This window comes from Streptomyces sp. NPDC046870 (assembly GCF_040704595.1).
In the GTDB taxonomy this organism is placed as follows: Bacteria; Actinomycetota; Actinomycetes; order Streptomycetales; family Streptomycetaceae; genus Streptomyces; species Streptomyces argyrophylli.
In genome coordinates this window covers 410,593-431,514 of sequence record NZ_JBEYXM010000006.1, presented here as the reverse complement: position 1 = coordinate 431,514, position 20,922 = coordinate 410,593, and the positions used below count along the sequence as shown (strand labels likewise).

General features: G+C 74.3%; 20 protein-coding genes. 11 read left to right on the top strand and 9 right to left on the bottom strand.

The annotated features are described in order from the left end of the window. Positions 1-9 precede the first annotated feature (9 nt). The gene (locus AB0946_RS17440) at positions 10-1,539 is read right to left on the bottom strand and encodes a hypothetical protein (protein WP_366761440.1); all 1,530 of its coding nucleotides are present in this window, start codon (positions 1,537-1,539) and stop codon (positions 10-12) included. Positions 1,540-1,659: 120 nt separating this feature from the next. Beyond that, a complete protein-coding gene (locus AB0946_RS17435; RefSeq protein ID WP_366761439.1) occupies positions 1,660-2,361 on the bottom strand; it encodes a GntR family transcriptional regulator in 702 nt (233 codons plus the stop codon). A gap of 127 nt (positions 2,362-2,488) precedes the next feature. Between AB0946_RS17435 and AB0946_RS17430 the strand changes: the two genes are divergently transcribed. The 5 genes from AB0946_RS17430 (at position 2,489) to AB0946_RS17410 (ending at position 7,158) form a co-directional block, all read left to right on the top strand. Then, entirely contained in the window at positions 2,489-3,814 is a 1,326-nt protein-coding gene (locus AB0946_RS17430; RefSeq protein WP_366761438.1) for an MFS transporter, read from the top strand. After that, positions 3,811-4,650, top strand: coding sequence for a putative hydro-lyase (locus AB0946_RS17425; RefSeq protein ID WP_366761437.1), 840 nt, complete (start codon positions 3,811-3,813; stop codon positions 4,648-4,650). Before AB0946_RS17430 ends, AB0946_RS17425 begins: the two co-directional genes overlap by 4 nt. A 75-nt stretch (positions 4,651-4,725) precedes the next feature. Beyond that, the gene (locus tag AB0946_RS17420; protein ID WP_366761436.1) at positions 4,726-5,484 is read left to right on the top strand and encodes a 5-oxoprolinase subunit PxpA; all 759 of its coding nucleotides are present in this window, start codon (positions 4,726-4,728) and stop codon (positions 5,482-5,484) included. Further along, complete coding sequence (gene pxpB / locus AB0946_RS17415; RefSeq protein WP_366761435.1) at positions 5,481-6,098, top strand: 5-oxoprolinase subunit PxpB; 618 nt, start codon at positions 5,481-5,483, stop codon at positions 6,096-6,098. The genes AB0946_RS17420 and pxpB overlap by 4 nt, the downstream gene beginning before the upstream one ends. Positions 6,099-6,288: 190 nt before the next feature. Next, a complete protein-coding gene (locus tag AB0946_RS17410) occupies positions 6,289-7,158 on the top strand; it encodes a biotin-dependent carboxyltransferase family protein (protein WP_366761434.1) in 870 nt (289 codons plus the stop codon). 50 nt (positions 7,159-7,208) lie between these two features. Here the strand turns inward: AB0946_RS17410 and AB0946_RS17405 are convergent, their stop codons facing one another. The 5 genes from AB0946_RS17405 to AB0946_RS17385 form a co-directional block, all read right to left on the bottom strand. Continuing rightward, positions 7,209-8,108: an SGNH/GDSL hydrolase family protein gene (locus tag AB0946_RS17405; RefSeq protein ID WP_366761471.1), complete on the bottom strand. Its 900-nt coding sequence runs from the start codon at positions 8,106-8,108 to the stop codon at positions 7,209-7,211. 128 nt (positions 8,109-8,236) lie between these two features. Further along, entirely contained in the window at positions 8,237-9,412 is a 1,176-nt protein-coding gene (locus AB0946_RS17400) for a glycosyltransferase (RefSeq protein WP_366761433.1), read from the bottom strand. Next, a complete protein-coding gene (locus AB0946_RS17395; protein WP_366761432.1) occupies positions 9,409-10,536 on the bottom strand; it encodes a glycosyltransferase family 1 protein in 1,128 nt (375 codons plus the stop codon). The genes AB0946_RS17400 and AB0946_RS17395 overlap by 4 nt, the downstream gene beginning before the upstream one ends. A 230-nt stretch (positions 10,537-10,766) precedes the next feature. Continuing rightward, entirely contained in the window at positions 10,767-12,185 is a 1,419-nt protein-coding gene (locus AB0946_RS17390; RefSeq protein WP_366761431.1) for a HEAT repeat domain-containing protein, read from the bottom strand. A gap of 300 nt (positions 12,186-12,485) precedes the next feature. Then, entirely contained in the window at positions 12,486-12,878 is a 393-nt protein-coding gene (locus AB0946_RS17385) for an ankyrin repeat domain-containing protein (protein ID WP_366761430.1), read from the bottom strand. Between the two features lie 294 nt (positions 12,879-13,172). Between AB0946_RS17385 and AB0946_RS17380 the strand changes: the two genes are divergently transcribed. Together AB0946_RS17380 and AB0946_RS17375 are read left to right on the top strand one after the other, a co-directional pair. After that, positions 13,173-13,367 (top strand): hypothetical protein, encoded by a 195-nt coding sequence (locus tag AB0946_RS17380; RefSeq protein ID WP_014671463.1) that lies wholly within the window; start codon positions 13,173-13,175, stop codon positions 13,365-13,367. A 40-nt stretch (positions 13,368-13,407) separates the two neighbouring features. Continuing rightward, entirely contained in the window at positions 13,408-15,057 is a 1,650-nt protein-coding gene (locus AB0946_RS17375) for a hypothetical protein (protein ID WP_366761429.1), read from the top strand. Between the two features lie 72 nt (positions 15,058-15,129). Here the strand turns inward: AB0946_RS17375 and AB0946_RS17370 are convergent, their stop codons facing one another. After that, positions 15,130-16,635 carry a PLP-dependent aminotransferase family protein gene (locus AB0946_RS17370; RefSeq protein ID WP_366761428.1) on the bottom strand — a complete coding sequence of 502 codons (1,506 nt, stop codon included), beginning with the start codon at positions 16,633-16,635 and terminating at the stop codon, positions 15,130-15,132. 103 nt (positions 16,636-16,738) lie between these two features. Here AB0946_RS17370 and AB0946_RS17365 point away from each other — a divergent pair, with 103 nt between their 5' ends. The 4 genes from AB0946_RS17365 to AB0946_RS17350 all read left to right on the top strand — a co-directional run bounded on the left by AB0946_RS17365 (position 16,739) and on the right by AB0946_RS17350 (position 20,239). After that, positions 16,739-17,410 (top strand): hypothetical protein, encoded by a 672-nt coding sequence (locus AB0946_RS17365; protein ID WP_366761427.1) that lies wholly within the window; start codon positions 16,739-16,741, stop codon positions 17,408-17,410. Then, positions 17,407-18,183 (top strand): glycerophosphodiester phosphodiesterase, encoded by a 777-nt coding sequence (locus AB0946_RS17360; RefSeq protein ID WP_366761426.1) that lies wholly within the window; start codon positions 17,407-17,409, stop codon positions 18,181-18,183. The genes AB0946_RS17365 and AB0946_RS17360 overlap by 4 nt, the downstream gene beginning before the upstream one ends. A 56-nt stretch (positions 18,184-18,239) precedes the next feature. Continuing rightward, positions 18,240-19,586, top strand: a complete 1,347-nt coding sequence (locus AB0946_RS17355) for an MFS transporter (RefSeq protein WP_366761425.1) — start codon at positions 18,240-18,242, stop codon at positions 19,584-19,586. A gap of 278 nt (positions 19,587-19,864) precedes the next feature. Then, positions 19,865-20,239, top strand: coding sequence for an RNA polymerase-binding protein RbpA (locus AB0946_RS17350; protein ID WP_003977404.1), 375 nt, complete (start codon positions 19,865-19,867; stop codon positions 20,237-20,239). An 80-nt stretch (positions 20,240-20,319) separates the two neighbouring features. On the opposite strand, the gene fxsA is transcribed toward AB0946_RS17350, so the two are convergent. Continuing rightward, entirely contained in the window at positions 20,320-20,871 is a 552-nt protein-coding gene (gene fxsA / locus AB0946_RS17345; protein ID WP_366761424.1) for an FxsA family membrane protein, read from the bottom strand. Positions 20,872-20,922: the final 51 nt, after the last annotated feature.

Genomic DNA, 20,922 nt, shown 5'->3' with positions numbered 1-20,922 from the left:
TCATGCCGCTCATGCCGCTTCCGTCCGGTCCGCGGCCATCCCGGCCGCGTCCAGCAGGGCGGTCCCCACGATCAGGTCCGCCCCGCCGAACTCCGGATCGTCCAGCTCGGTGCCGTCGTCCACGGCGAACAGCAGCTTCTCCTCGCCCTGCCGGTAGGCGGTGCCGACGGGCGGGCTGGCCGCGTGGACCGCCAGCAGCGCCACCAGGTAGGCGAGGTCGGGGTCCCCGGTCCGCCGGGCCTCGGCCAGCAGCCCGGACAGTCTCCTCGGGGCGTCCGCCGGCAGGTCCAGCAGCTCCCTGGCCGCGGCCAGCTGTTCCTCGCTGAAGCGGCTGTCGTCCGGCGTCGCGATCAGGTCGGGCTCGGGCATCTCCGCGCCCAGGTGCTCCCGCTCCACCGGCGGGGTCAGCAGTATGTCCACGAGATCGCCGACCCGGACGGACACCGGGGTGCGCAGTCCCGTGCCGCGCGCGAAGAAGGCGTCGGTGACCCGGATCGCCTGCTCCAGCGGCAGCGGCAGGACGGGGGCGACGAGATGGCCGTAGAGGTCGATCCCGGACGCCGTCGCCGGCGTGGCGAAGGCCTGCCGGTCCTGTTCGGCGCGGAACAGCGGGCCCGCCTCCAGCAGACGCGACTGGAGCTGGGTGTGGCGCCGGATGCAGTCCTTGACGATGTCGACGAGTTCGGCGGCGCGGCGCTTGTGCTCGGGGTCCTCGGTCTCGTCGCGGGCCTTGCGGATGTTGGTGAGGATCGCGTTCTCGTGGCGGTAGCGCTCGGCCACGTGGTCCAGTGCCTCGGCGATCATGTCGGGGACGGCGTTGAGCCAGTCGACCGCGCGGACGTTGCGCCGGGTGGCCTCCAGGGCCCGCCGCAGCGTCTCGGAGTACTGGACGGTGCGGTAGCGGGCCTGCTCGGCGGCGAGCTGGGCGTCGGCGAGCCGGCCGCGGCTGATCAGCACCTCGAGCTTGACCTCGGCGGCGATCTGGGCGCTGGTGACGTCGGTGTCGAGGGCGCCGACCAGGACGTTGACCGCCTCGTCCGTCGTCCGCAGGTAGACCGTGCCGCCGGGGCCGGGGACCTCCTCGACCAGCTTGAAGTCGTAGTCGCGGCGGACGTACGTGCCGTCGGGCGCGAAGGTGCCGTAGACCGCGCGGAAGCCGCGGTCCACGCTGCCGACGTTGATCAGGTTCTCCAGCACCCAGCGGGCCACGCGCTCGTGCTCGGCGGCGGGCCTGTCCGGGGCCTGGGCGGCGATGCGCGGGACGAGCCGGGCCACGATCTGCTCGTGGTCGGCGCCGGTGTCGAAGTCCATGTTCAGGGTGACCAGGTCGATGGCGGCCAGCGCCACCTCGGCCATCCCGTACACCGAGTACTCGCCGGCCAGGTTGGCCTTGCGCGCGTCCAGGTCGTGCAGCGGCGCGGTGCAGGCGAGGGCGCGCAGCCGACGCGCCAGCCCCTCGTCGGCGGCCGGGCCCGGAGCCGGGCGCGGCCCCGCGCTGAGCTGGGGCGGAACACGGTCCGTCGATGCAGGCGAAGTCACGGTGCACAGACTAGGTCCTGGGTCTGACATCGGCCCAAACGAGCGGTTCCGCCGGTTCGCCGGCACGGCCGTGGGCCGCTGCCGGCACGCGGTGCGGCCGGCCGCACCGCTCCCGCGCCGCTACGGGGCACCCTCCTCGCCCACCCTGCGCCGGTACACCTCGACGACCCGTTCCAGCGAGTCCGTGAGATAGGTCTCCAGGAGCCGTTCGGCGCCGCGCCGGTCGCCGGCCTGGAGCGCCTGGAGGATCTGGGCGTTGCGGGTGAGGTACGGCTCGTGCAGCCGGCGCGGGTCGTCCACGACGTGGAAGGCCAGGCGCAGCTCGGCGAAGACGCTGCGCATCAGCTCGTCGGTGCGTTCGCTGCCGGCGAGGGCGACCAGTTCCCGGTGGAAGTGGATGTTGGCCGTGCCCAGCCCTTTCCAGTCATTCTCCGCGGCCGCCGCGCGCCCCTCCTCGACCGCCGCGACCAGCCCGTCCAGCCGGTACGGCGGCTCGCCCATCCCGCGGACGACGGCGCACTCGACGAGGGAGCGCGTGCGGTAGATGTCCTCCACGTCCTCGACGGTCAGGACCCGGACGAACACGCCCCGGTTGAGTTCGTGGATCAGCAGGCGCTCGTGGGTGAGCAGCCGGAACGCCTCGCGCAGGGTGTTGCGGGAGACGCCGAGCGCCCCGCCGATGCCGTCCTCGGACAGTCGGGTGCCGGGCGGGAAGTAGCCCTCGGAGATGCGGCTTCTGAGGATGTCCGAAACGCGCTCCGCGGTGCTCGTGCGGCCCAGAAGGACCCGGTCGCCGGCCAGTCCCGTCAGCTCCTCTGCCATGCCCGGAATTCAATCGCAGACACCAGGACGAAACAACACGGGTATTGAAGGATCGTTGAACGATCCTCTACGGTGCTCCGCACGGCTCACTTCCCAGCACCCTCCGTCCCTCTTCTGCGAGGTGCCCATGAGCACGACCCCACCGCCACGTTCCGCACCCTCCACCGACCTCCGACCGGGAGCGGCCGAACACACCGCCGAGGACGGCGCGTTCGCCTGGCTGCGCGCCCTCGGCCCGCGCGGCCGGCGCGCGTTCGCCGGAGCTTTCGGCGGCTATGCCCTGGATTCGTACGACTACTTCACCCTGCCGCTGAGCATGGTGGCGCTCTCGGCGTACTTCGGCCTCAGCAGCGGCCAGACCGGCCTGTTCACCACCGTCACCCTGGTGGTCTCGGCGGTCGGAGGCGCCGCCGCGGGCGTGATCGCGGACCGGGTAGGCCGCGTCCGGGCCCTGATGATCACGGTGGTCACGTACGCCGTCTTCACCGTCGCCTGCGGCTTCGCGCCCACCTACGAGACCCTGCTGGTCTTCCGCGCCCTCCAGGGCCTCGGCTTCGGCGGCGAGTGGGCGGTCGGCGCCATCCTGGTCGCCGAGTACGCGAGCGCGCGCCACCGGGGCCGTACGCTCGGCGCGATCCAGAGCTCCTGGGCGGTCGGCTGGGGACTCGCGGCGATCGTCTACACCCTGGTGTTCTCCTTCGCCGGCGACGACCTGGCCTGGCGGGTGATGTTCTGGACCGGCGCGCTGCCCGCGCTGCTCGTGGTCTGGCTGCGCCGCTCGGTGCACGACGCCCCCACGGCGACGGCGGCCCGTGAACAGGACCCGGGCCGGGGCTCGTTCGCCGCGATCTTCCGGCCGGCCCGCGCGGACGGCGGCCCCGGCCTGCTGCGCACCACGGTCTTCGCGAGCCTGCTCTCCACGGGCGTGCAGGGCGGCTACTACACGCTGGCGACCTGGGTGCCGACGTATCTGAAGTCCGACCGCGGTCTGTCGGTCGTCGGCACCGGCGGCTACCTGGCCTTCCTCATCTCCGGCGCCTTCCTCGGCTACCTGACCGGCGGCCACCTCACCGACCGGCTCGGCCGGCGGAACAACATCTGGCTGTTCGCGCTGCTGTCGGCGGTGTGCATCCTGGCGTACGCGAACATCCCACACGGCGCCAACACCCTGCTGCTGGTGCTCGGTTTCCCGCTCGGCTTCTGCATGTCGGCCATCTTCAGCGGCTTCGGCTCCTACCTGAGCGAGCTGTACCCGACGGCGGTACGCGGCACCGGGCAGGGCTTCACCTACAACACGGGCCGCGCGGTGGGCGCGGTGTTCCCGACCCTGGTGGGCTTCCTCGCGGACAGCTGGGGCGTCGGCGGCGCGCTGGTCTTCGGCGCGATCGGTTACGGCCTCGCTGCGCTGGCCCTGCTCGGGCTGCCGGAGACGCGCGGGAAGGAGCTGGCATGACGCGGGTCAACCGTACCGAGGACCGCCCCGTCACCACCGTCGACGCGCACGCGCACGCGTGGAGCCCGGAAACCGCGCGGGCCCGCTTCCGCGACGGCCTCGCCGGGCCGACCGCCGGGGTCGCGGCGGGCCACACCCAGGCCAACCTGATCGCGGTGCCCGCCGACTGGGCCTACGACATGCTGCTGTTCTGCCAGCGCAACCCCAAGCCGTGCCCCGTCCTCGACGTCACGGACGCCGGTTCCCCGACGACCGTTCTCGCCGAGGGCGCCGACCTGCGCACCGATCTGCCGCGCTACCGGGTGTGGCAGGACGGCGAGCTGGTGGACGAACCCACGGACGCGCGCGCGTACTGGCGGGACGACCTGGTGTCGTTCCTGCTCGGGTGCAGCTTCACCTTCGAGTGGGCGCTGGCCCGCGCGGGCGTGCCGATCCGGCACGTCGAGCAGGGCCGGAACGTGCCGATGTACGTGACCAGCAGGGCCTGCCGGGAGGCGGGCCGGCTGCGCGGGCCGATGGTGGTCTCCATGCGGCCGGTGCCGCCCGAGCGTCTGGGCGCGGCCATCCGGGAGAGCAGCCTGCTGCCGGCCGTGCACGGCGGTCCGGTGCACTGCGGGGATCCCGCGGCCCTCGGCATCGAGGACCTCGGCCGGCCCGACTTCGGCGACCCGGTGACCGTCGCCGAGGGCGACATCCCGGTGTTCTGGGCCTGCGGGGTGACCCCGCAGGCGGCCGTGATGGCGTCCCGGCCGCCGTTCGCGATCACCCACGCGCCGGGCCAGATGTTCCTGACCGACGCCCGGGACGAGCAGTACCGGCTGGTCGGCGTCGACTGAGCCGCGGCCGTGAGGGCCGGAGACCCGAACCCGCGCACGAGAGTGCGCCACGAGAACCGGAGGTGCGAGACCACCATGACCGCGATCGATCTGAACGCCGACCTGGGCGAGGGCTTCGGCCGCTGGCGGCTGACCGACGACGACCAGCTCCTGTCCGTCGTCACCAGCGCCAACGTGGCCTGCGGCTTCCACGCAGGGGACGCGGCCACCATGCGCCGGGTGTGCGAACGGGCGGCCGAGCGCGGGGTGACGATCGGCGCGCAGGTCTCCTACCGGGACCTGGCCGGCTTCGGGCGGCGCGCGATGGATGTGCCGCCCGCCGAGCTGGCTGCCGAAGTGGCCTATCAGATCGGCGCCTTGGAGGTGTTCGCACGGGCGGCGGGCGCGCGCGTGGCGTACGTCAAACCGCACGGCGCGCTCTACAACCGGGTCGTGCGCGACGAGGAACAGGCCCGCGCGGTGATCGAGGGCGTGCGCCTCGCGGACGCCTCGCTGCCGGTGCTGGGCCTGCCCGGCTCGCGGTTCCTATGGCTGGCGGCCGAGGCGGGTCTTCCGGCCGTCACGGAGGCCTTCGCGGACCGCGCGTACACCGACGAGGGCACGCTGGTGCCGCGCGGGCACGCGGGTGCCGTCGTGACCGACCCGGACACCGTCGTGGAGCGCTCGGTGAGCCTCGCGCGCTCCGGTGCGGTCATCGCGCACTCCGGCGCGCGGATCCAGGTGCGCGCCCGGTCGCTGTGCCTGCACGGCGACACTCCGGGCGCGGTCGGCCTGGCCCGGCGGGTGCGGGAACGGCTGGTGGCGGCGGGCGTGCGGGTGGAGGCGTTCGCGTGAGGGCGCTTCCCGTCGGCGACGACGCGCTGCTCGTCGAGGTCGCCTCCGGGCAGGAGGCACAGGCCGTGCACGCGGAGCTGCTGCGGCGCCGCGCGGAGGGCTCGCTCACCGTGCGCGAGATCGTCCCGGCGGCCCGTACCGTCCTGCTCGACGGGCTGGCCGAGCCGGCCCGCTGGGCGGCTGAACTGACCGGGGCGCGGGTGCCGGAGGTGCCCGCCCGCGCGCGCGATCTGGTCGAACTCCCCGTGCGGTACGACGGCCCGGACCTGGCGGCGGTCGCCGCGCACTGGCAGGTACCGCGACGGGAGGTGGCCCGCGTCCACGCCGGCACCGAGTTCACGGTGGCCTTCTGCGGCTTCGCCCCCGGCTTCGGCTATCTCACCGGGCTCCCGGAGCACTACCACGTGCCGCGCCGCGCCACGCCGCGCACGGCGGTTCCGGCCGGTGCCGTGGCCCTGGCCGGCCCGTACACCGGCGTCTACCCGCGTTCCTCCCCCGGTGGCTGGCAGCTGATCGGCACGACGGACGCGGTGCTGTGGGACCCGGCACGCCTCCCGGCGGCCCTGCTGGAGCCGGGCACGCGCGTGCGGTTCGTGCCGGTGGGGGACGCGTGAGCGGGCAGCGCGGGGGCGTACCGGCAGGGGTGCACACCGGGGGGACGGCCGTACCGGTGGCGGTGCGCACCCGAGAAGCAGCCGCACCGGCAGTCGTGCGCGCCGGGGAGAACCGTGTGGCCGGGCGGCGGACGGCAGCCCACGCGCGCGCGTGCCCGCCGGCTGCCCGAGCCGTGGCCGGGGAGGCCCCATGACCGACCGTGCGCTGGTCGTCGTGCGCGCCGGGGCGCTGACCACCGTGCAGGACCGCGGGCGGCCGGGCCACGCGCACCTCGGCGTGCCCCGCTCCGGAGCGCTCGACGCGCCCGCCGCCGCGCTGGTGAACCGGCTGGTCGGCAACCCGCCGGACGCCGCCGTCCTGGAGACCACCCTCAACGGCTGCGCGCTGCGCCCGCGCTCGACGGTGACCGTCGCGGTCGGCGGTGCGCCCTGTCCGGTGACGGTGGGCGGTCGCCCGGCCGCGTGGGGCGCGCCGGTCGTGGTACCGGCGGGCGAACTGCTGGACGTGGGCACGGCCACGGCCGGCGTGCGCGGCTACGTCGCGGTCGGCGGCGGCATCACCGTGGAGCCGGTCCTCGGCAGCCGCGCCACCGACCTGCTGTCCGGTCTCGGTCCGGCACCGCTGACGGACGGCACGGTGCTACCGCTGGGCGCCCCGGCCGGCCCTCCCGCGCCCGTGGACGTGGTGCCGCAGCCGGGTCCGCCGGCCGAGCTCGTGCTCCGGGTGACGCTCGGCCCGCGCGACGACTGGTTCACGGCGCGGGCGGTGCGGGAGCTCACCACGCGCGCGTACCGGGTCTCCGCGGCGAGCAACCGCATCGGCCTGCGCACCGAGGGGCCCCCGCTGGAGCGGGCCCGGACCGGTGAACTGCCCAGCGAGGGCATGGTCCTGGGCGCGGTCCAGGTCCCGCCGGACGGGCGCCCGGTGGTCTTCCTCGCGGACCATCCCACCACCGGCGGCTATCCGGTGATCGCGGTCGTGCGCGCCGCCGACCTCCCGTCCGCCGCCCAGGCGCTCCCCGGCACCCCGGTCCGCTTCGTACCGGTGCGCCGCCGCTGAGCCCCCGCGGCCGCCGCCCCGGTTGAGGCCGGCGGGCGGCGCTGCCGGCCTCAACCGGCCGGAACGGCCCCCGCGGAGGCGGCCGTCTCCACGACCGCCGTCGCCCCGGGGCCGACCACCTCGACCGCCCCGTCCCTGCCGTCGCCGCGCCACCGAGCCCCTGCCTCCACGGCGGAGGCGTCCGGCAGGGCCGCCAGCGCTGCCGACGCGCGGAGGTCCAGGTGGGTTGCGGTGCCCCGGGCGCGGTGGCGCAGTTCGCCGGCGGCCAGGAGCAGCAGCTGCGGCAGCAGGTCGTCGCAGCGCCGGAGCACCCAGGCGGTTCCCGCCGTGGCCAGCCACCACAGGCTCGCCGTGCGGGACGGCGCGGGGAACTCCGGTTCGGGCGAGGGAGGTTCCCCGGTCGCGCGGCCCGCCTCGGCGAGCAGGGCGTGGCAGCGGACGGCGAACCGCCGGTGACCGCGCTCCGCGGGGTGCAGGCGGTCCGCGCTCCACAGGCTCCGGTCGCTGGTCCAGCGCTCGTCCGCCGCGTGCAGGTGGAGGGCGCCGTACCGCTCGGACAGCGCGTGGACGACCGCGTTGACCGCCCGTTGCCGCCGGGCCAGCGGCAGGGCCAGGGCGTCCGGGAGCCGGAGCATGGCGCCGGGGTCGGGCAGGCAGGCGGTGAGCAGGGTGGCGCCCCGACGGGTGAGGGAGCCGTACACCTGGTCGAGGCGGGCGGCCACGGCGTGGACGTCGAAGGTGCGGCGCAGCGTGTCGTTGACGCCGACGACCACGGACACCAGGTCGGGGCGCAGCTCCAGGGCGGCCGGCGTCTGCTTCTCCAGCACGTCCCGCGTCTGCGCCCCGCTGACCGCGAGGTTGGTGAACAGCACCTCTTCGCCGTCCCCGGCGAGGGAGGCGGCCAGCAGCGCCGCCCAGCCCCGCCATCCGGCACCGACCGGGTCGCCCACACCCTCGGTCAGCGAGTCCCCGAGCGCGACGAAACGCAACGGGCCGCCGCGCCCGGTCGCGGCATCGGCTCGCGAGCCACGCCCGCACGCGCGCGCGGAGCCACTTGGCCGCATCGCGGCATCGGCGCTCATGCCACACCCTCCGGTACGGCGGGCCGGGCGTCGGCGGGGCGCAGCACCTCCGTGTCGTGGGCCGCCAGGAAGGCCTCCACGGCCGTTGCCCAGCCGAAGCACTCCGCACGCGCGCGTGCCGCTTCGCGCCGCTCGGGCTCGGCGCGGTCCAGCAGCAGTTCCACGGCGTCCGCGAACGCCTCGCCGCCGCCCACCGCGGTGGCCCCCGCCGATCCGATGACCTCGGGCAGGGCGGAGGACGCGCTCGCCACCACGGGCGTGCCGCAGGCCAGGGCCTCCAGCGCCGCCAGTCCGAAGGTCTCGGCGGGCCCGGGCGCGAGGCACACGTCGGCGGACGCCTGGAGCGCGCCGAGGGACGTCCGGTCGGAGACGTGCCCGAGGAAGGTCACCGGGAGCCCGCGGTCCCGCGCGCGCTGCTCCAGCCGGGCCCGCAGCGGCCCGTCCCCGGCGACCACGAGCACCGCCCGCCGCCCGCGCCGCAGCAGCGCCTCCAGGGCGTCCAGGGCCGTGCCGGGGCGCTTCTCGACGGACAGCCGGGACGCCATCACGAGCAGTGCCTCGTCCCCGCGCGCGTGGCGGTCACGCAGCCCGGGGTCGCGCAGCACGGGGTGCCGTTCCATCAGGTCGACCCCCAGGGGAGCGCGTACGACGTTGCGCGCGCCGATGCGTACGAACTCGCGCTCGGCGAACTCGGTGGTGCACACCACCCGCGAGTAGGCGTGCGCGGTCCGGGTGTTGAGGGAGTCGGCGGCGCGCCGCGCCAGGCGCTCGGGCAGGCCCCAGGTGCGCAGCACGCCGTCGGCGGTCTCGTGGGAGACCATCACGGCGGGCACGCGCGCGCGGCGGGCCCAGCGGCCGGTCCAGCGCAGGGTGGTCCGGTCGGAGACCTCCAGGCGGTCCGGGGCGAGTTCCTCCAGGAGTGCGGCCACGCGCCGCTTGTCGGTGAGGACGCGGTAGCCGCCGGTGCCGGGCAGCAGCGGGCCGGGCAGGGTGATGACCCGGCCCTGCTCGGTGTCGCGGTCGGTGTGCCGTTCGCCGGGCACGACCAGTACCGGTTCGTGGCCCGCGGCCCTGAAGCCCTTGCCGAGTTCCCGCAGGGCGGTGCGCAGCCCGCCGGAGGCGGGGGCGACGAAGTTGGCGAGGCGGACGATGCGCAGGGACTGCCCGGTCATGCCGCCACCGCCGTCTTCCGGTCCGCGAGGACGTCGTCGTAGTGGGCGATCAACCGGTCGCCGACGGCGGCCCAGGTGCGGCCCTCGACCGTCGCGCGGGCGGTGGCGCCGTACGCGGCGCGCCGCGCGGGGTCGGCGGCCAGGGCGCGGACCGCCTCCCGGAGGGCTTCGGCGTCGCGCGGCGGGACCAGCAGGCCGGTACGGCCGTGGTCGACCAGGTCGAGCGGGCCGCCGGCGGCCGGTGCGACGACCGGGACTCCGCTGGCCATGGCCTCCTGGACGGTCTGGCAGAACGTCTCGAAGGGGCCGGTGTGCACGAACAGGTCCAGTGAGGCGAAGATCCGGGCCAGTTCGTCGCCGGTGCGGCGGCCGAGGAAGACGGCGCCGGGCAGGGCCTCGGTCAGGTGGGCCTGGCTCGGTCCGTCGCCGACGACCACGACCCGCACCCCGGCCAGCCCGCAGACTCCGGAGAGGAGTTCGACGTGCTTCTCCGGGGCGAGCCGGCCGACGTAACCGACGATCAGTTCGCCGTTCGGGGCGAGGCCGCGGCGCAGCGTCTCGTCCCGGTGCTGTGGCCGGAAACGTACGGTGTCCACCCCGCGCGGCCAGAGCCGTACCCGGGGTACGCCGTGCTCCTCCAGGTCGGACCGGGCCGCGCTGGAGGGGGCCAGGGTGCGGTCGGCGGCACCGTGCACGGAGCGGATGCGCCGCCAGGCCGCGGCCTCTCCGGCGCCCACGTAGGTACGGGCGTAGCCGGCCAGGTCGGTCTGGTAGACGGCGACGGCGGGGACGCCGAGCCGGGCGGCGGCGGCCATGCCGCGGACACCGAGGACGAAGGGGCTGGCCAGGTGGATCACGTCGGGGCGGTGCGCGACCAGGGCGGCGGCGAGACGCCGGCTGGGGAGGGCGACGCGGACCTGGGGGTAGCCGGGGAGCGGGAGGGAGGGGATCCGGACGACCGGGCACGGGGCGTCCGTGTCCGGGCTGCTGCCGGGCGCGGGAGCGGGGGCGACGACGAGGGGGAGGTGACCGCGGTCCACGAGGTGCCGGGCGGTCTGGAGCGCGCAGTGGGCCACGCCGTTCACATCGGGGGGAAAGGATTCGGTCACGATGACGACACGCATACGGGTGTTGTCGCCGCGCCGGACGTGCCCGCGTCAACTTCGATCTTTCGGTGCGGGGAACGTCCCATGAGCGTTGGGCTGCACACCCGAGCGGGTCAGGCGGCCGTCATGGCCACCTGACCCGCGGGTCATCCGGTGTTCACCCGGCGGGCGCTCGTCCCCCGGGGCAGCTGTACGCCGGGTGCCGGCGCACGCGCCTCAGCCGAGGCTCCCTCCGGGTCCACAGCGGCTCAGCCGAGAGCCGCGTCCGGTCCGAAGCGGCTGCGTACCGCGGTCTGCACCTCGTCCTCCTCCGCCGGATCGGCGGCCAGGCGGCGCAGGCGTTCCACGACCCGGGCGTCGCCGGTCTCGGCGTGCCGGGCGGCCAGTTCGCGGGTGGTCTCCTCGCAGTCCCACAGGCATTCGACGGCGAAACCGGTGGCGAAGGAGGGATCGGTGGCGGCCAGCGCGCGGGCGGCGCGGCCGCGGAGATGGGAGGAGGCCGTCTCGCGGTAGACATGGCGCAGGACGGGGGCGGCGCAGACGATGCCGAGGCGTCCGGCGCCGTCGACGAGCGTCCACAGGGTGGGGGCGTCGGGTCCCTCGCCGCGCACGGCCTCGCGCAGGGCGCCGAGGACCAGGTCGCGGTCCCGTGTGCCGCCGCGGCAGGCGAGCACGCGTCCGGCGGCGGCACCGAGCGCGTCGGGGCGCTGGGCCCAGCCGCGCGCGCGGTCGACGGCGGCGACGCTGCGCATGCGTTCGAAGGCGTCGACGGCGGCCTCCACGACGGGTGCCGTGCCGTCGGCGACGGCTGCCTCGATCAGGCCGAGCGCGTCACGGTCGTTGCTGTCGGCGAGGTAGCGCAGCGCGGTGCAGCGGGCGCCGTCGGTGCCGGTGCGGGCGGCCTGGAGGATCTCGGGCCGGTCCTCCGGGCCGGCCACGGCGACCAGGCAGCGGGCGGCGGGCACATGGAGGGCGGCACCGCGCTCCATGCCCTGCTGGGCCCACTCGAAGACGGCGCGGACGCTCCAGTCGGGGCGGGGGCCGGCGGGCCGCATCTGCCGCTGCCAGCGGTCGAAACAGCCGGTCTCCTGGGCGGCGCGCACCCGCGTGGCGATCGACGCGCGCGGATCCTCGGCCCACAGCCGCCAGGGCCGTGGTTCGAAGGCGTCGCGTACGGCGGCGGCCAGCTCGGCCTCGCCCTCGGGATCGGTGGCGAAGCGGGCCAGGACGGGGGCGGCGAGGGCGCGCAGGCCCGCGTCGTCGTCCCTGAGGGCCAGCTCGTCCAGGGCCCAGGCCCAGTTGGAGCCGTGCGCGGCGTACCTGCGCAGCAGTTCCAGGGCGTCCCGCCTGCCGTAGGAGGCGAGGTGGCCGAGAACGGCGAGGGCCAGGCCGGTGCGGGACTCGTCGGCGTCGACGACGTCCTCGGGGTCGAAGAGGTGTGCCTCCACGGCGTCCAGCTCGCCGTTCAGGTCGAGGTAGAGCCGGGCGTAGTACAGGGAGCGGTTCTCCACCTGCCAGTCGTGGCGGGGGTCGCGCAGCACACAGTGGTTCAGGGCCGCGAGCGCCTCGGCGCGCGGGGCCGTGAGCGCGTGCAGCGTGCCGTCGCCGCGGCCCCGCTGAAGCAGGCCGAGCAGCGTACCGCTGGGCGCTATGACCGGATCGAACATGGGAAACAGCCTCACATCAAGCGTCGACGCAACCGGGAAACACGCATTACCTGGCCGCGTGACACAACGTCGGAGCGCCCGCCGTCTCTTGCTTGCTGTAGACCATCTCTCTCTGCCTCTCGTCGGTGGCCCATGCGGACCGCATCACGGCCCGCGCGGTGCGGCAACACCTGCCCAGCCATCGCGTCCGTGAATCACGACGTCATGATGACCCGCGGTGTGTGCTGCCGCGACCGTATTTCCGGCGGCCCTGTACCGCCTCCCCCGTTTTCCGTGTCGTACCTGGTCAGTGCGTCAACGTCAGTGGACGCCGAACAGTTCCAGGAGCTCCTTCTTGTCGAACATCCGGGCCGTGTCGACGGCCGACGGCGTGCCTGCGGAAGGATCGGCTCCGCCCTCCAGGAGGGCCTTGATGACGTCCGTCTCACCCTTGAAGACGGCACCCGCGAGCGGGGTCTGGCCCCGGTCGTTGACCTGGTCCGCCGCCGCGCCGCGGGCGAGCAGCGCGCGTACCGCGTCGGCGTGACCGTGGTAGGCGGCGAGCATCACCAGGGAGTCGCCGCGGTCGTTGGTGAGGCTGGCCGGAACACCCGCGTCGACGTACGCCACGAGCGCCTCGGTCTGCCCCCGCCGGGCCAGATCGAAGATCTTGGTCGCCAGCTCCACGACCTCGGGGTCGGGAACTTCACTCATCGGCCGGACCGCCTCTCCATGCTGATTCGGGGACTGCTTCGTACGAGTGAATCGCCAGCGTACTGGCTCGCGCGGCACATGACCCGATCTGCCCGAGGTAAAGATCCACGGCAGCGCCCGCAGGTGGCGCCGCACCGACAACACACCTGGTCAACCACGGTCCGACACACTCGCCCGAGTGAGCGAAATCCCCCGCTTTTCACCCAGTTGCACCTTTAATCGTATGGATACATCCTGTGATCCTGGAAGAACTCATGGTGACTGTCCCCCACCATCGACACCAGGAGGCCCCAAATGATCCTCTCGCTCTCAGGCGTGCTGCTGCTCGGCGTCGTCGTCTTCCTGTTCTTCCGCAAGGACGGACTGAAGGGATCGCACGCCACGGTGTCGGCGCTCTTCGGCTTCTACCTGTCGACCACAGGCATCGCCCCGAGCATCAAAGCCGGAGGAGAGAGCCTGGCCAGCCTCCTGGGCGGCATCAAGTTCTGACCCCTCCCGTACCGCCCGCACGCACCCTCAGGAGACAGCAGTGGCCCGGCGCCCCCTCCCCCGCATCCTGAGCAAGGACAGCGCCCAGATCGCCCGGACGCAGATCGCCCGGAGCAAGGAGCTGGCCCGGACGGCGGCCGACAGCGCCACCGACGTCCTCCAGCCGCTGATCACCGTGTCGCGCGGGCTGCGCCTGCTGGCCTCGGCCGGCCGGCGCAGGTGGGCGGACACGCCCAAGGACAAGCGCGGACCACTGCTGTTCTTCGTGGCTTCCATGGTCCTGGTCGTGGCCCTGATGCCGTACGGGCCGCTGCTCGCCGTCATCGCCGTGATGGCGGCGGCGGCCTGGCACGGCCGCGACCGCACCCCGGCGGCGCCCGAGGGGCCCGACGAGTCCCAGACCCAACGCCTCCAGGCGCTGTACGAGGCCCTGGTGCCGTACTTCTCCAGCTCCGAGGACCCGACGCCGCTGTACGCGCACGGCGGGGAGTGGGAGAAGGCCTACGCGGCGCACGAGTTCGACGACGCCGGGCGCATCGGCCACCTCGTGATCCGCTACCCCGCCTACTTCCCGGACGGCGAGCCCGCGGCCCGCGCGCGGATCGAGCAGCTGCTCACCGCGAAGGCCGGGCGGAGCCGTGAGTACCACTTCGCGTGGGAGGAGGAGGGCAACCAGCTCACCGTCACCGCCCTCCCCCCGCTGCCCGCCGACATCCCCGCCCAGCGCTTCGTCACCGCGCCCGGCGAGACCGTCCTCGGCTTCACCGACCCCAGCGAGGTCCAGCGCACGCTCCCCCTGTCCTACGGGGAGGAACGGGTCGACGTGCCGCCGGTCGTCTGGCGCACCGGCATCCGCTCCACCGAGCCGCACCTGCTGGCCATGGGCCACCCCGGCAGCGGCACCTCCACCCTGTTGCGCTCCGTCGCCATCCAGGCCCTCCAGTACGGCGATGTGCTGATCGTCGACGGCGGCGGCACCGGCGAGTACGCCTGCCTGACCGGACGCAGCGGCGTCCTGGCCGTGGAGTGCGCGCTGCCCGGGGCGCTGGCCAGCCTGGAGTGGGCCGCGCAGGAGACCGAGCGGCGGCTCATCGCCATCAACCTGGCACGGCAGGCGGGCGACCCGCCGCCCCCGGACACCCGGCGTCCGCTGTGGATCCTGCTGGACCGCCCCAGCGTCTTCGCGCACCTCGGGCCGGCCGACGGCCGCAAGGACCCGCAAGTGCTGCTCCAGGTGCCATTGCGGCACGGCCGCGCGGCGAACGTGACCGTGGTCGTGGCCGAGCAGTTCGACAGCGCGGAGGCGCTGACCGACGCGGTACGGCAGCACACGCGCGCGCGTGTCGTGCTCGGGTCCGCCGCGCCGGAGCAGGTGGAGGCGGTGCTGGGGGCGCCGCCGCACACGACGTCGACGACGCAGGTGCCGCCCGGGCGGGGGTACGCCCGGCTGGGGTCCGGACCGGTGCACCGGCTCCAGGTCCCGCGGACGCCGGACCCGTACGACGACGCCACGAGCGACGCCGACCGGCAGGCGGTACTGGAGCTGCTGCCGCCGCGGACCACCGCGGTGGAGGAGGAGCCGACGGCACTCTCGAAGCCGGCGGAGGTCTCGGAACCGGCGGATGTCTCGAAGCCGGCGGCGAGGAAGGCACCGGTTCCCGCGGAGGCCCTGGCGGCGGAGCCTTCGTAGCGCCCTGATCCGGTGCCCCCGGGCCGCAGGGTTCCTCCGGTGCCCCCGGAGCGCAGGGCCCCACGCCCCCGCCTACGCCACGAACGTCCTCGGCGCCTCGCCCGCCCCCGTCGCCCCCGACTCCACCAGCCGGGCCGCGGCGGCGAGCCGTAGCGCCGCCTCGTCCGCCACCGCTCCCCCGACGGTGAACGGAAGCCGCACGTACCCCTCGAACGCGCCGTCGACACCGAAGCGAGGACCGGACGGGACACGCACGCCCGTCCGTTCGCCCGCTTCCGCGAGGCGGGAACCGGAGAGTCCGCCCGCGCGCACCCAGAGGGTCAGGCCGCCCCGGGGCACCTCGAACTCCCAGTCGGGCAGTTCCCGGCGCAGCGCGGCCACCAGGGCGTCCCGGTTCTCCCGGGCCTGCGCCCGGCGCAGCTCGACCGCCTGCTCCCAGCCCCCGGTGCTGAAGAGCCAGTTCACGGCCAGCTGCTCCAGCACCGGTGTGCCGAGGTCGGCGTAGGCCCGCGCGGCGACCAGGCTGCGGATGACGTCCGGCGCCGCCCGCACCCAGCCGATCCGCATCCCCGCCCAGAACGCCTTGCTGGCCGAGCCGACCGTGATCACCGTGGAGCCGGCCGGGTCGAAGCCGCACACCGGGCGGGGCATGCCGTCCCGGACGTCCTCGTCGAGCCAGAGCTCGCTCATCGTCTCGTCGGCGACGAGCACCGTGCCGGCCGAGCGGGCCGCGTCCACCAGGCGGCGCCGCTGGTCCTCGTCGGCGAGCGCCCCGGTGGGGTTGTGGAAGTCGGCGACCACGTAGGCGATCCGCGGCGCGGCCTCGCGCAGCACCTGGCGCCAGCGGTCCAGGTCCCAGCCGGACAGGCCCTCGGCCATCGCGACGGGCACCAGCCGGGCGCCCGCCTCGCGCATCAGCTGCAGGATGTTGGCGTAGGACGGGGACTCCACGGCGATCCGCTCGCCCCGCCCTCCGAAGAGGTGGCAGATGGCGTCGATGGCACCCATGGCGCCGGTCGTGACCATGATCTGCTCCGGCATGGTGGGGATCCCGCGCGCGGTGTACCGCTCGGCGATCATCGAGCGCAGCGCGGGCAGTCCGGCCGGGTAGTCGCCGTGGGTGTGGGCGTACGGCGGGAGTTCCTCCAGGGCGCCCTGCACGGCCCGGGTGAGCCACGGCTCGGGCGCCGGGAGCGAGGCGCAGCCGAGGTCGATCACCGAACCCAGGGCCTCCGGCGGCAGGGGTTCCAGGCCACGGGCGGGGATGGGGTTGCCGGCCGGTACGGCGGTCCAGCTCCCGGCGCCGCGCCGGGACTCCAGGAAGCCCTCGCCGCGCAGCGCCTCGTAGGCCGCCGCGACGGTGGTGCGGCTGACGGAGAGGGCCAGGGCCAGTTCGCGTTCGGCGGGCAGGCGGGCGGCCACCGGGACCCGGCCCTCCAGCACGAGCAGCCGGACGCCGTCGGCGAGGGCGCGATAGGCGGGGGGACGGCGGGTGCCGGGGCCGGCCGGACGGTCCTGCTGGGAGTTGAGGAGCCGGGCGAGCTGCGCGGCTCCCACGGCCGAGGTCCACTGCGCCATGAAGATCAGTCCACCTTCCCCGAATTGGCCATGGATGACGATTGGTCCCAAGCCACAGAGTGTCATGCGTCAGGCCACCGCCACCACCCAGGGGGGTAATTCCATGTCCACTCCCGGCCCGTCCGCTCCCGCCCGCCACCTCGGACGGCGGCTGGTCCAGCTGTACGCGGGGCTCGCGCTCTACGGTGCGAGCTCGGCGCTGCTCGTGGCGGCGGGGCTGGGCCTGGAGCCGTGGAACGTGCTGCACCAGGGGCTCGCGGAGCTGACCGGGCTGAGCATCGGGGTGGTGTCGATCATCGTGGGCGCGGCGGTGCTGCTCCTGTGGATCCCCCTGCGCCAGCGCCCCGGGCTGGGCACCGTCTCCAACGTCTTCGTGGTCGGCCTCGCCATGGACGGCACGCTCGCCCTGCTCCCGGCGGCGCACTCCCTGACCGCCCGCGTCCCGCTGCTGCTCGCGGGGATCGTGCTGAACGGCGCGGCGACCGGCCTCTACATCGCGGCGCGCTTCGGGCCGGGCCCGCGCGACGGTCTGATGACGGGGCTGCACCGGCGCACCGGCCGGTCGATCCGGCTGATGCGGACGGCGGTGGAGGTCGCGGTGGTGGTCACCGGATTCGTGCTGGGCGGCACCATCGGCGTGGGCACCGTGCTCTACGCCGTGTCCATCGGACCGCTGGCGCAGGCCTTCCTGCGGGTGTTCGCCGTTCCGTCGGCACCGGCGGGCAGCACGGTCGTTGCCGCGGCGACACCCCGGCGCGCGATACTGCGACCGTGAGCCTCACCACACCGCGCCCGCGCCACCCGTTCCTGGACCACCCGGGGCCGATCGCCTTCGCCCACCGGGGCGGGGCCGCCGACGGCCTGGAGAACACCGTGGCCCAGTTCCGGCGCGCCGTGGAGCTGGGCTACCGGTACATCGAGACCGATGTGCACGCCACGGCGGACGGCCGGCTCGTCGCCTTCCACGACACGACCCTGGACCGGGTCACCGACGGCGCGGGCCGGATCGCCGACCTGCCGTGGGCGCAGATACGGCACGCGCGCGTGGGCGGCCGGGAACCGGTGCCGCTGTTCGAGGAGCTGCTGGAGACCTTCCCCGGGGTGCGCTGGAACGTCGACGTCAAGGCGGAGCCCGCGCTGTGGCCCCTGCTGGAGGTGATCGAGCGCACGGACGCCTGGGACCGGGTCTGCGTGGGCTCCTTCTCCGAGGCGCGCGTGCTGCGGGCCCAGCGGCTGGCGGGGCCACGACTGGCCACCTCGTTCGGCACGCGCGGGGTACTGAGCCTGCGGCTGCGTTCGTGGGGGCTGCCGGCCGCCGTGCGCCGGTCGGCGGTGGCCGCGCAGGTGCCGGAGGCCCGGTCGGGCGTGCCCGTCGTCGACCACCGCTTCGTCCGCGCCGCCCACGCCGTCGGGCTCCAGGTGCACGTGTGGACGATCAACGAACCCGAACGGATGCACCGGCTCCTGGACCTGGGCGTGGATGGCATCATGACCGATCACATCGACACGTTGCGCAAGGTCATGGAGGACCGGGGCGTCTGGGTCTGACTTCCCGGCCGCCCCGGCCCGGGCCGTCGCGGTGGAGCGGGGAAGCGAGGGCACGGGTGAGCACCGGCACCGTGCGGGCCCAGGCGGCGGACGACGACGCCGCCCTCAGGCGCGAGCAGCGCGGCTGGTACGTCTACGACTGGGCGTGCTCCGTCTATTCGACGAGTGTCCTGACCGTCTTCCTCGGTCCGTACCTCACCGCGGTCGCCGAGCACGCGGCGGACACCGACGGCTATGTGCACCCGCTGGGCGTCCCGGTCCGGGCGGGCTCCTTCTTCGCGTACTCCGTGTCCCTGTCGGTGGTCCTGGCCGTCGTCGTGATGCCGCTGGTGGGCGGTGCGGCCGATCGCACGGGCCGCAGGAAGCCACTGCTCGCGGCGGCCGCGTACACCGGAGCGGCGGCGACCACCGGGATGTTCTTCCTGGACGGCGACCGGTACCTGCTCGGCGGGGTGCTGCTCGTCGTGGCGAACGCGGCGCAGTCCGTCGGGATGATGCTCTACAACTCCTATCTGCCGCAGATCGCCCCGCCCGCACAGCGCGACGCGGTCTCCTCCCGCGGCTGGGCCTTGGGCTACGCGGCGGGGTCCCTCGTCCTCGTCGCCGACCTGGTGCTGTACTCGGCGCACGACTCCTTCGGCCTCTCCGAGACCGCCGCCGTCCGGGTCTGTCTCGCCTCGGCCGGACTGTGGTGGGGCGCGTTCACGCTCGTACCGCTGCGCAGGCTGCGTGACCGCCGCGCCCGTGTGGGGCGGGCCACCGCGCCGGGGCCGCGGCAGCTGGCCGCGACGGTCCGGGAGATGCGCGGGTACCCGCTGACCCTGGCGTTCCTGCTCGCGTACCTCGTCTACAACGACGGCATCCAGACGGTGATCACGCAGGCCTCGGTCTACGGCTCCGAGGAGCTGGGTCTCGGCCAGTCGACGCTGATCGGTGCGGTCCTGCTGGTGCAGGTGCTGGCCGTGGCCGGGGCGCTGGCGATGGGGCGGCTGGCGCGGGCGTACGGCGCGCGGCGGACGATCCTCGGTTCGCTGGTGGCGTGGACGCTCACGCTGGCGGCCGGCTGGTTCCTGCCCGCGCGGTCGCCGGTGTGGTTCTTCGCGCTGGCCGCCGCGATCGGCCTGGTCCTCGGCGGCAGCCAGGCGCTGTCCCGGTCGCTGTTCTCCCACCTGGTGCCGCCGGGCAAGGAGGCCGAGTACTTCTCGGCGTACGAGATGAGCGACCGCGGGATGAGCTGGCTCGGGCCGCTGCTGTTCGGGCTCACCTATCAGCTGACCGGCAGCTACCGGTCGGCGATCTTCTCGCTGGTGGCGTTCTTCGTCCTCGGCTTCGTCCTGCTCGCGCGGGTCCCGGTCGGGCGTGCGGTCGCCGAGGCGGGGAACCCGGTTCCCGAGAGGATCTAGCGCCGATTTAGCACTCGGCGTGAAAGGGCGGTAGTGTACGCGTTTGGCCTGCCAGGCGTACCGTTACTGCGCGTCAAAGATGCCGAAACGCTGGGTGACATCTGCTAGCAGATGTGACAAACCGGGCGCCTGTGGGTAGAACAAGGGGCGGCTACGACGGCGACGCATGACCCGGAACGGGACTCGGAACGGGAATCTTTACCGCCGACCGGACGTTGACCGGATGACGACGACAGCGACACCTGTCCTGTGGGCGACAAGCCCGGGAGGCACGATTCATGAGTGAGCGAGCTCTTCGCGGTACGCGCCTCGTGGTGACCAGCTACGAGACGGACCGCGGTATCGACCTGGCCCCGCGCCAGGCCGTGGAGTACGCATGCGAGAAGGGGCACCGGTTCGAGATGCCCTTCTCGGTCGAGGCGGAGATCCCGCCGGAGTGGGAGTGCAAGGTCTGTGGTGCCCAGGCACTCCTCGTGGACGGCGACGGCCCTGAGGAGAAGAAGGCCAAGCCCGCGCGTACCCACTGGGACATGCTGATGGAGCGACGCACCCGTGAGGAACTCGAAGAGGTCCTTGAGGAGCGTCTGGCGGTACTGCGCTCGGGGGCGATGAACATCGCGGTCCACCCCCGGGACAGCCGCAAGAGCGCGTAACGCGCACAGAGCACAACGACCGCGGGCGCCGTACGTGAGAGACGTACGGCGCCCGCGGTCGTTGTGCGTGCTCGGGGCGCTCAGCGCGTGAGCGGAGGCCTGTGCTCCCCCGGCTCGGGCCGGTCCTCCCTGATGACCTCGCCCTGCACCACCCTGCCGTCGGGCCGGTGGATGCGGACCTGCTGGAACGCGTCGCCCAGGCTGCCCGGGGCAACCTTGCGCAGACTCCGTTCCACCGCGTTCTCCGCGAAGCGGCTCACCGCCTTCTGGACCGGCGGGAGCAGCAGGAGCAGGCCCGCCGCGTCCGAGAGCAGGCCGGGGATCATCAGCAGCAGACCGCCGAGCATCATCAGGCCGTTGCCGCCGCCGCGCGCCGGTGAGCCGCCCCGCTGCAACGCCTCGTTCAGGCTCTGGAAGGCGCGGCGGCCGGCCCGCTTGATGACCACGGACCCCGCCACGAGACCCGCGACCAGCAGCAGGAACACCGTGAGGCCGCCCACGGCGCCCGCGACCAGGGTCAGCAGCCAGATCTCCAGCACCAGCCACGCGGCGAGGCCCAGCGGCAGGTACCTGCGCAGCCGGGAGCGCCGGCGGCGGGCGGTGTACGGAGAGGTCGGAGCGCCAGTCGTCATGGTCCCAGTGTGCCTGGGTGCGCCTCAGTGCGGGATAAGGGGGTGATCGGC

What these genes read in the sequence shown, in the direction of transcription:
- AB0946_RS17390 (WP_366761431.1), bottom strand. Translation starts at nt 12,185, where the DNA reads ATGTTCGATCCGGTCATAGCGCCCAGCGGTACGCTGCTCGGCCTGCTT.
- AB0946_RS17430 (WP_366761438.1), top strand. Translation starts at nt 2,489, where the DNA reads ATGAGCACGACCCCACCGCCACGTTCCGCACCCTCCACCGACCTCCGA.
- AB0946_RS17370 (WP_366761428.1), bottom strand. Translation starts at nt 16,635, where the DNA reads ATGGCGCAGTGGACCTCGGCCGTGGGAGCCGCGCAGCTCGCCCGGCTC.
- AB0946_RS17425 (WP_366761437.1), top strand. Translation starts at nt 3,811, where the DNA reads ATGACGCGGGTCAACCGTACCGAGGACCGCCCCGTCACCACCGTCGAC.
- fxsA (WP_366761424.1), bottom strand. Translation starts at nt 20,871, where the DNA reads ATGACGACTGGCGCTCCGACCTCTCCGTACACCGCCCGCCGCCGGCGC.
- AB0946_RS17400 (WP_366761433.1), bottom strand. Translation starts at nt 9,412, where the DNA reads ATGACCGGGCAGTCCCTGCGCATCGTCCGCCTCGCCAACTTCGTCGCC.
- AB0946_RS17380 (WP_014671463.1), top strand. Translation starts at nt 13,173, where the DNA reads ATGATCCTCTCGCTCTCAGGCGTGCTGCTGCTCGGCGTCGTCGTCTTC.
- AB0946_RS17420 (WP_366761436.1), top strand. Translation starts at nt 4,726, where the DNA reads ATGACCGCGATCGATCTGAACGCCGACCTGGGCGAGGGCTTCGGCCGC.
- AB0946_RS17410 (WP_366761434.1), top strand. Translation starts at nt 6,289, where the DNA reads ATGACCGACCGTGCGCTGGTCGTCGTGCGCGCCGGGGCGCTGACCACC.
- AB0946_RS17365 (WP_366761427.1), top strand. Translation starts at nt 16,739, where the DNA reads ATGTCCACTCCCGGCCCGTCCGCTCCCGCCCGCCACCTCGGACGGCGG.
- AB0946_RS17385 (WP_366761430.1), bottom strand. Translation starts at nt 12,878, where the DNA reads ATGAGTGAAGTTCCCGACCCCGAGGTCGTGGAGCTGGCGACCAAGATC.
- AB0946_RS17395 (WP_366761432.1), bottom strand. Translation starts at nt 10,536, where the DNA reads ATGCGTGTCGTCATCGTGACCGAATCCTTTCCCCCCGATGTGAACGGC.
- AB0946_RS17350 (WP_003977404.1), top strand. Translation starts at nt 19,865, where the DNA reads ATGAGTGAGCGAGCTCTTCGCGGTACGCGCCTCGTGGTGACCAGCTAC.
- AB0946_RS17435 (WP_366761439.1), bottom strand. Translation starts at nt 2,361, where the DNA reads ATGGCAGAGGAGCTGACGGGACTGGCCGGCGACCGGGTCCTTCTGGGC.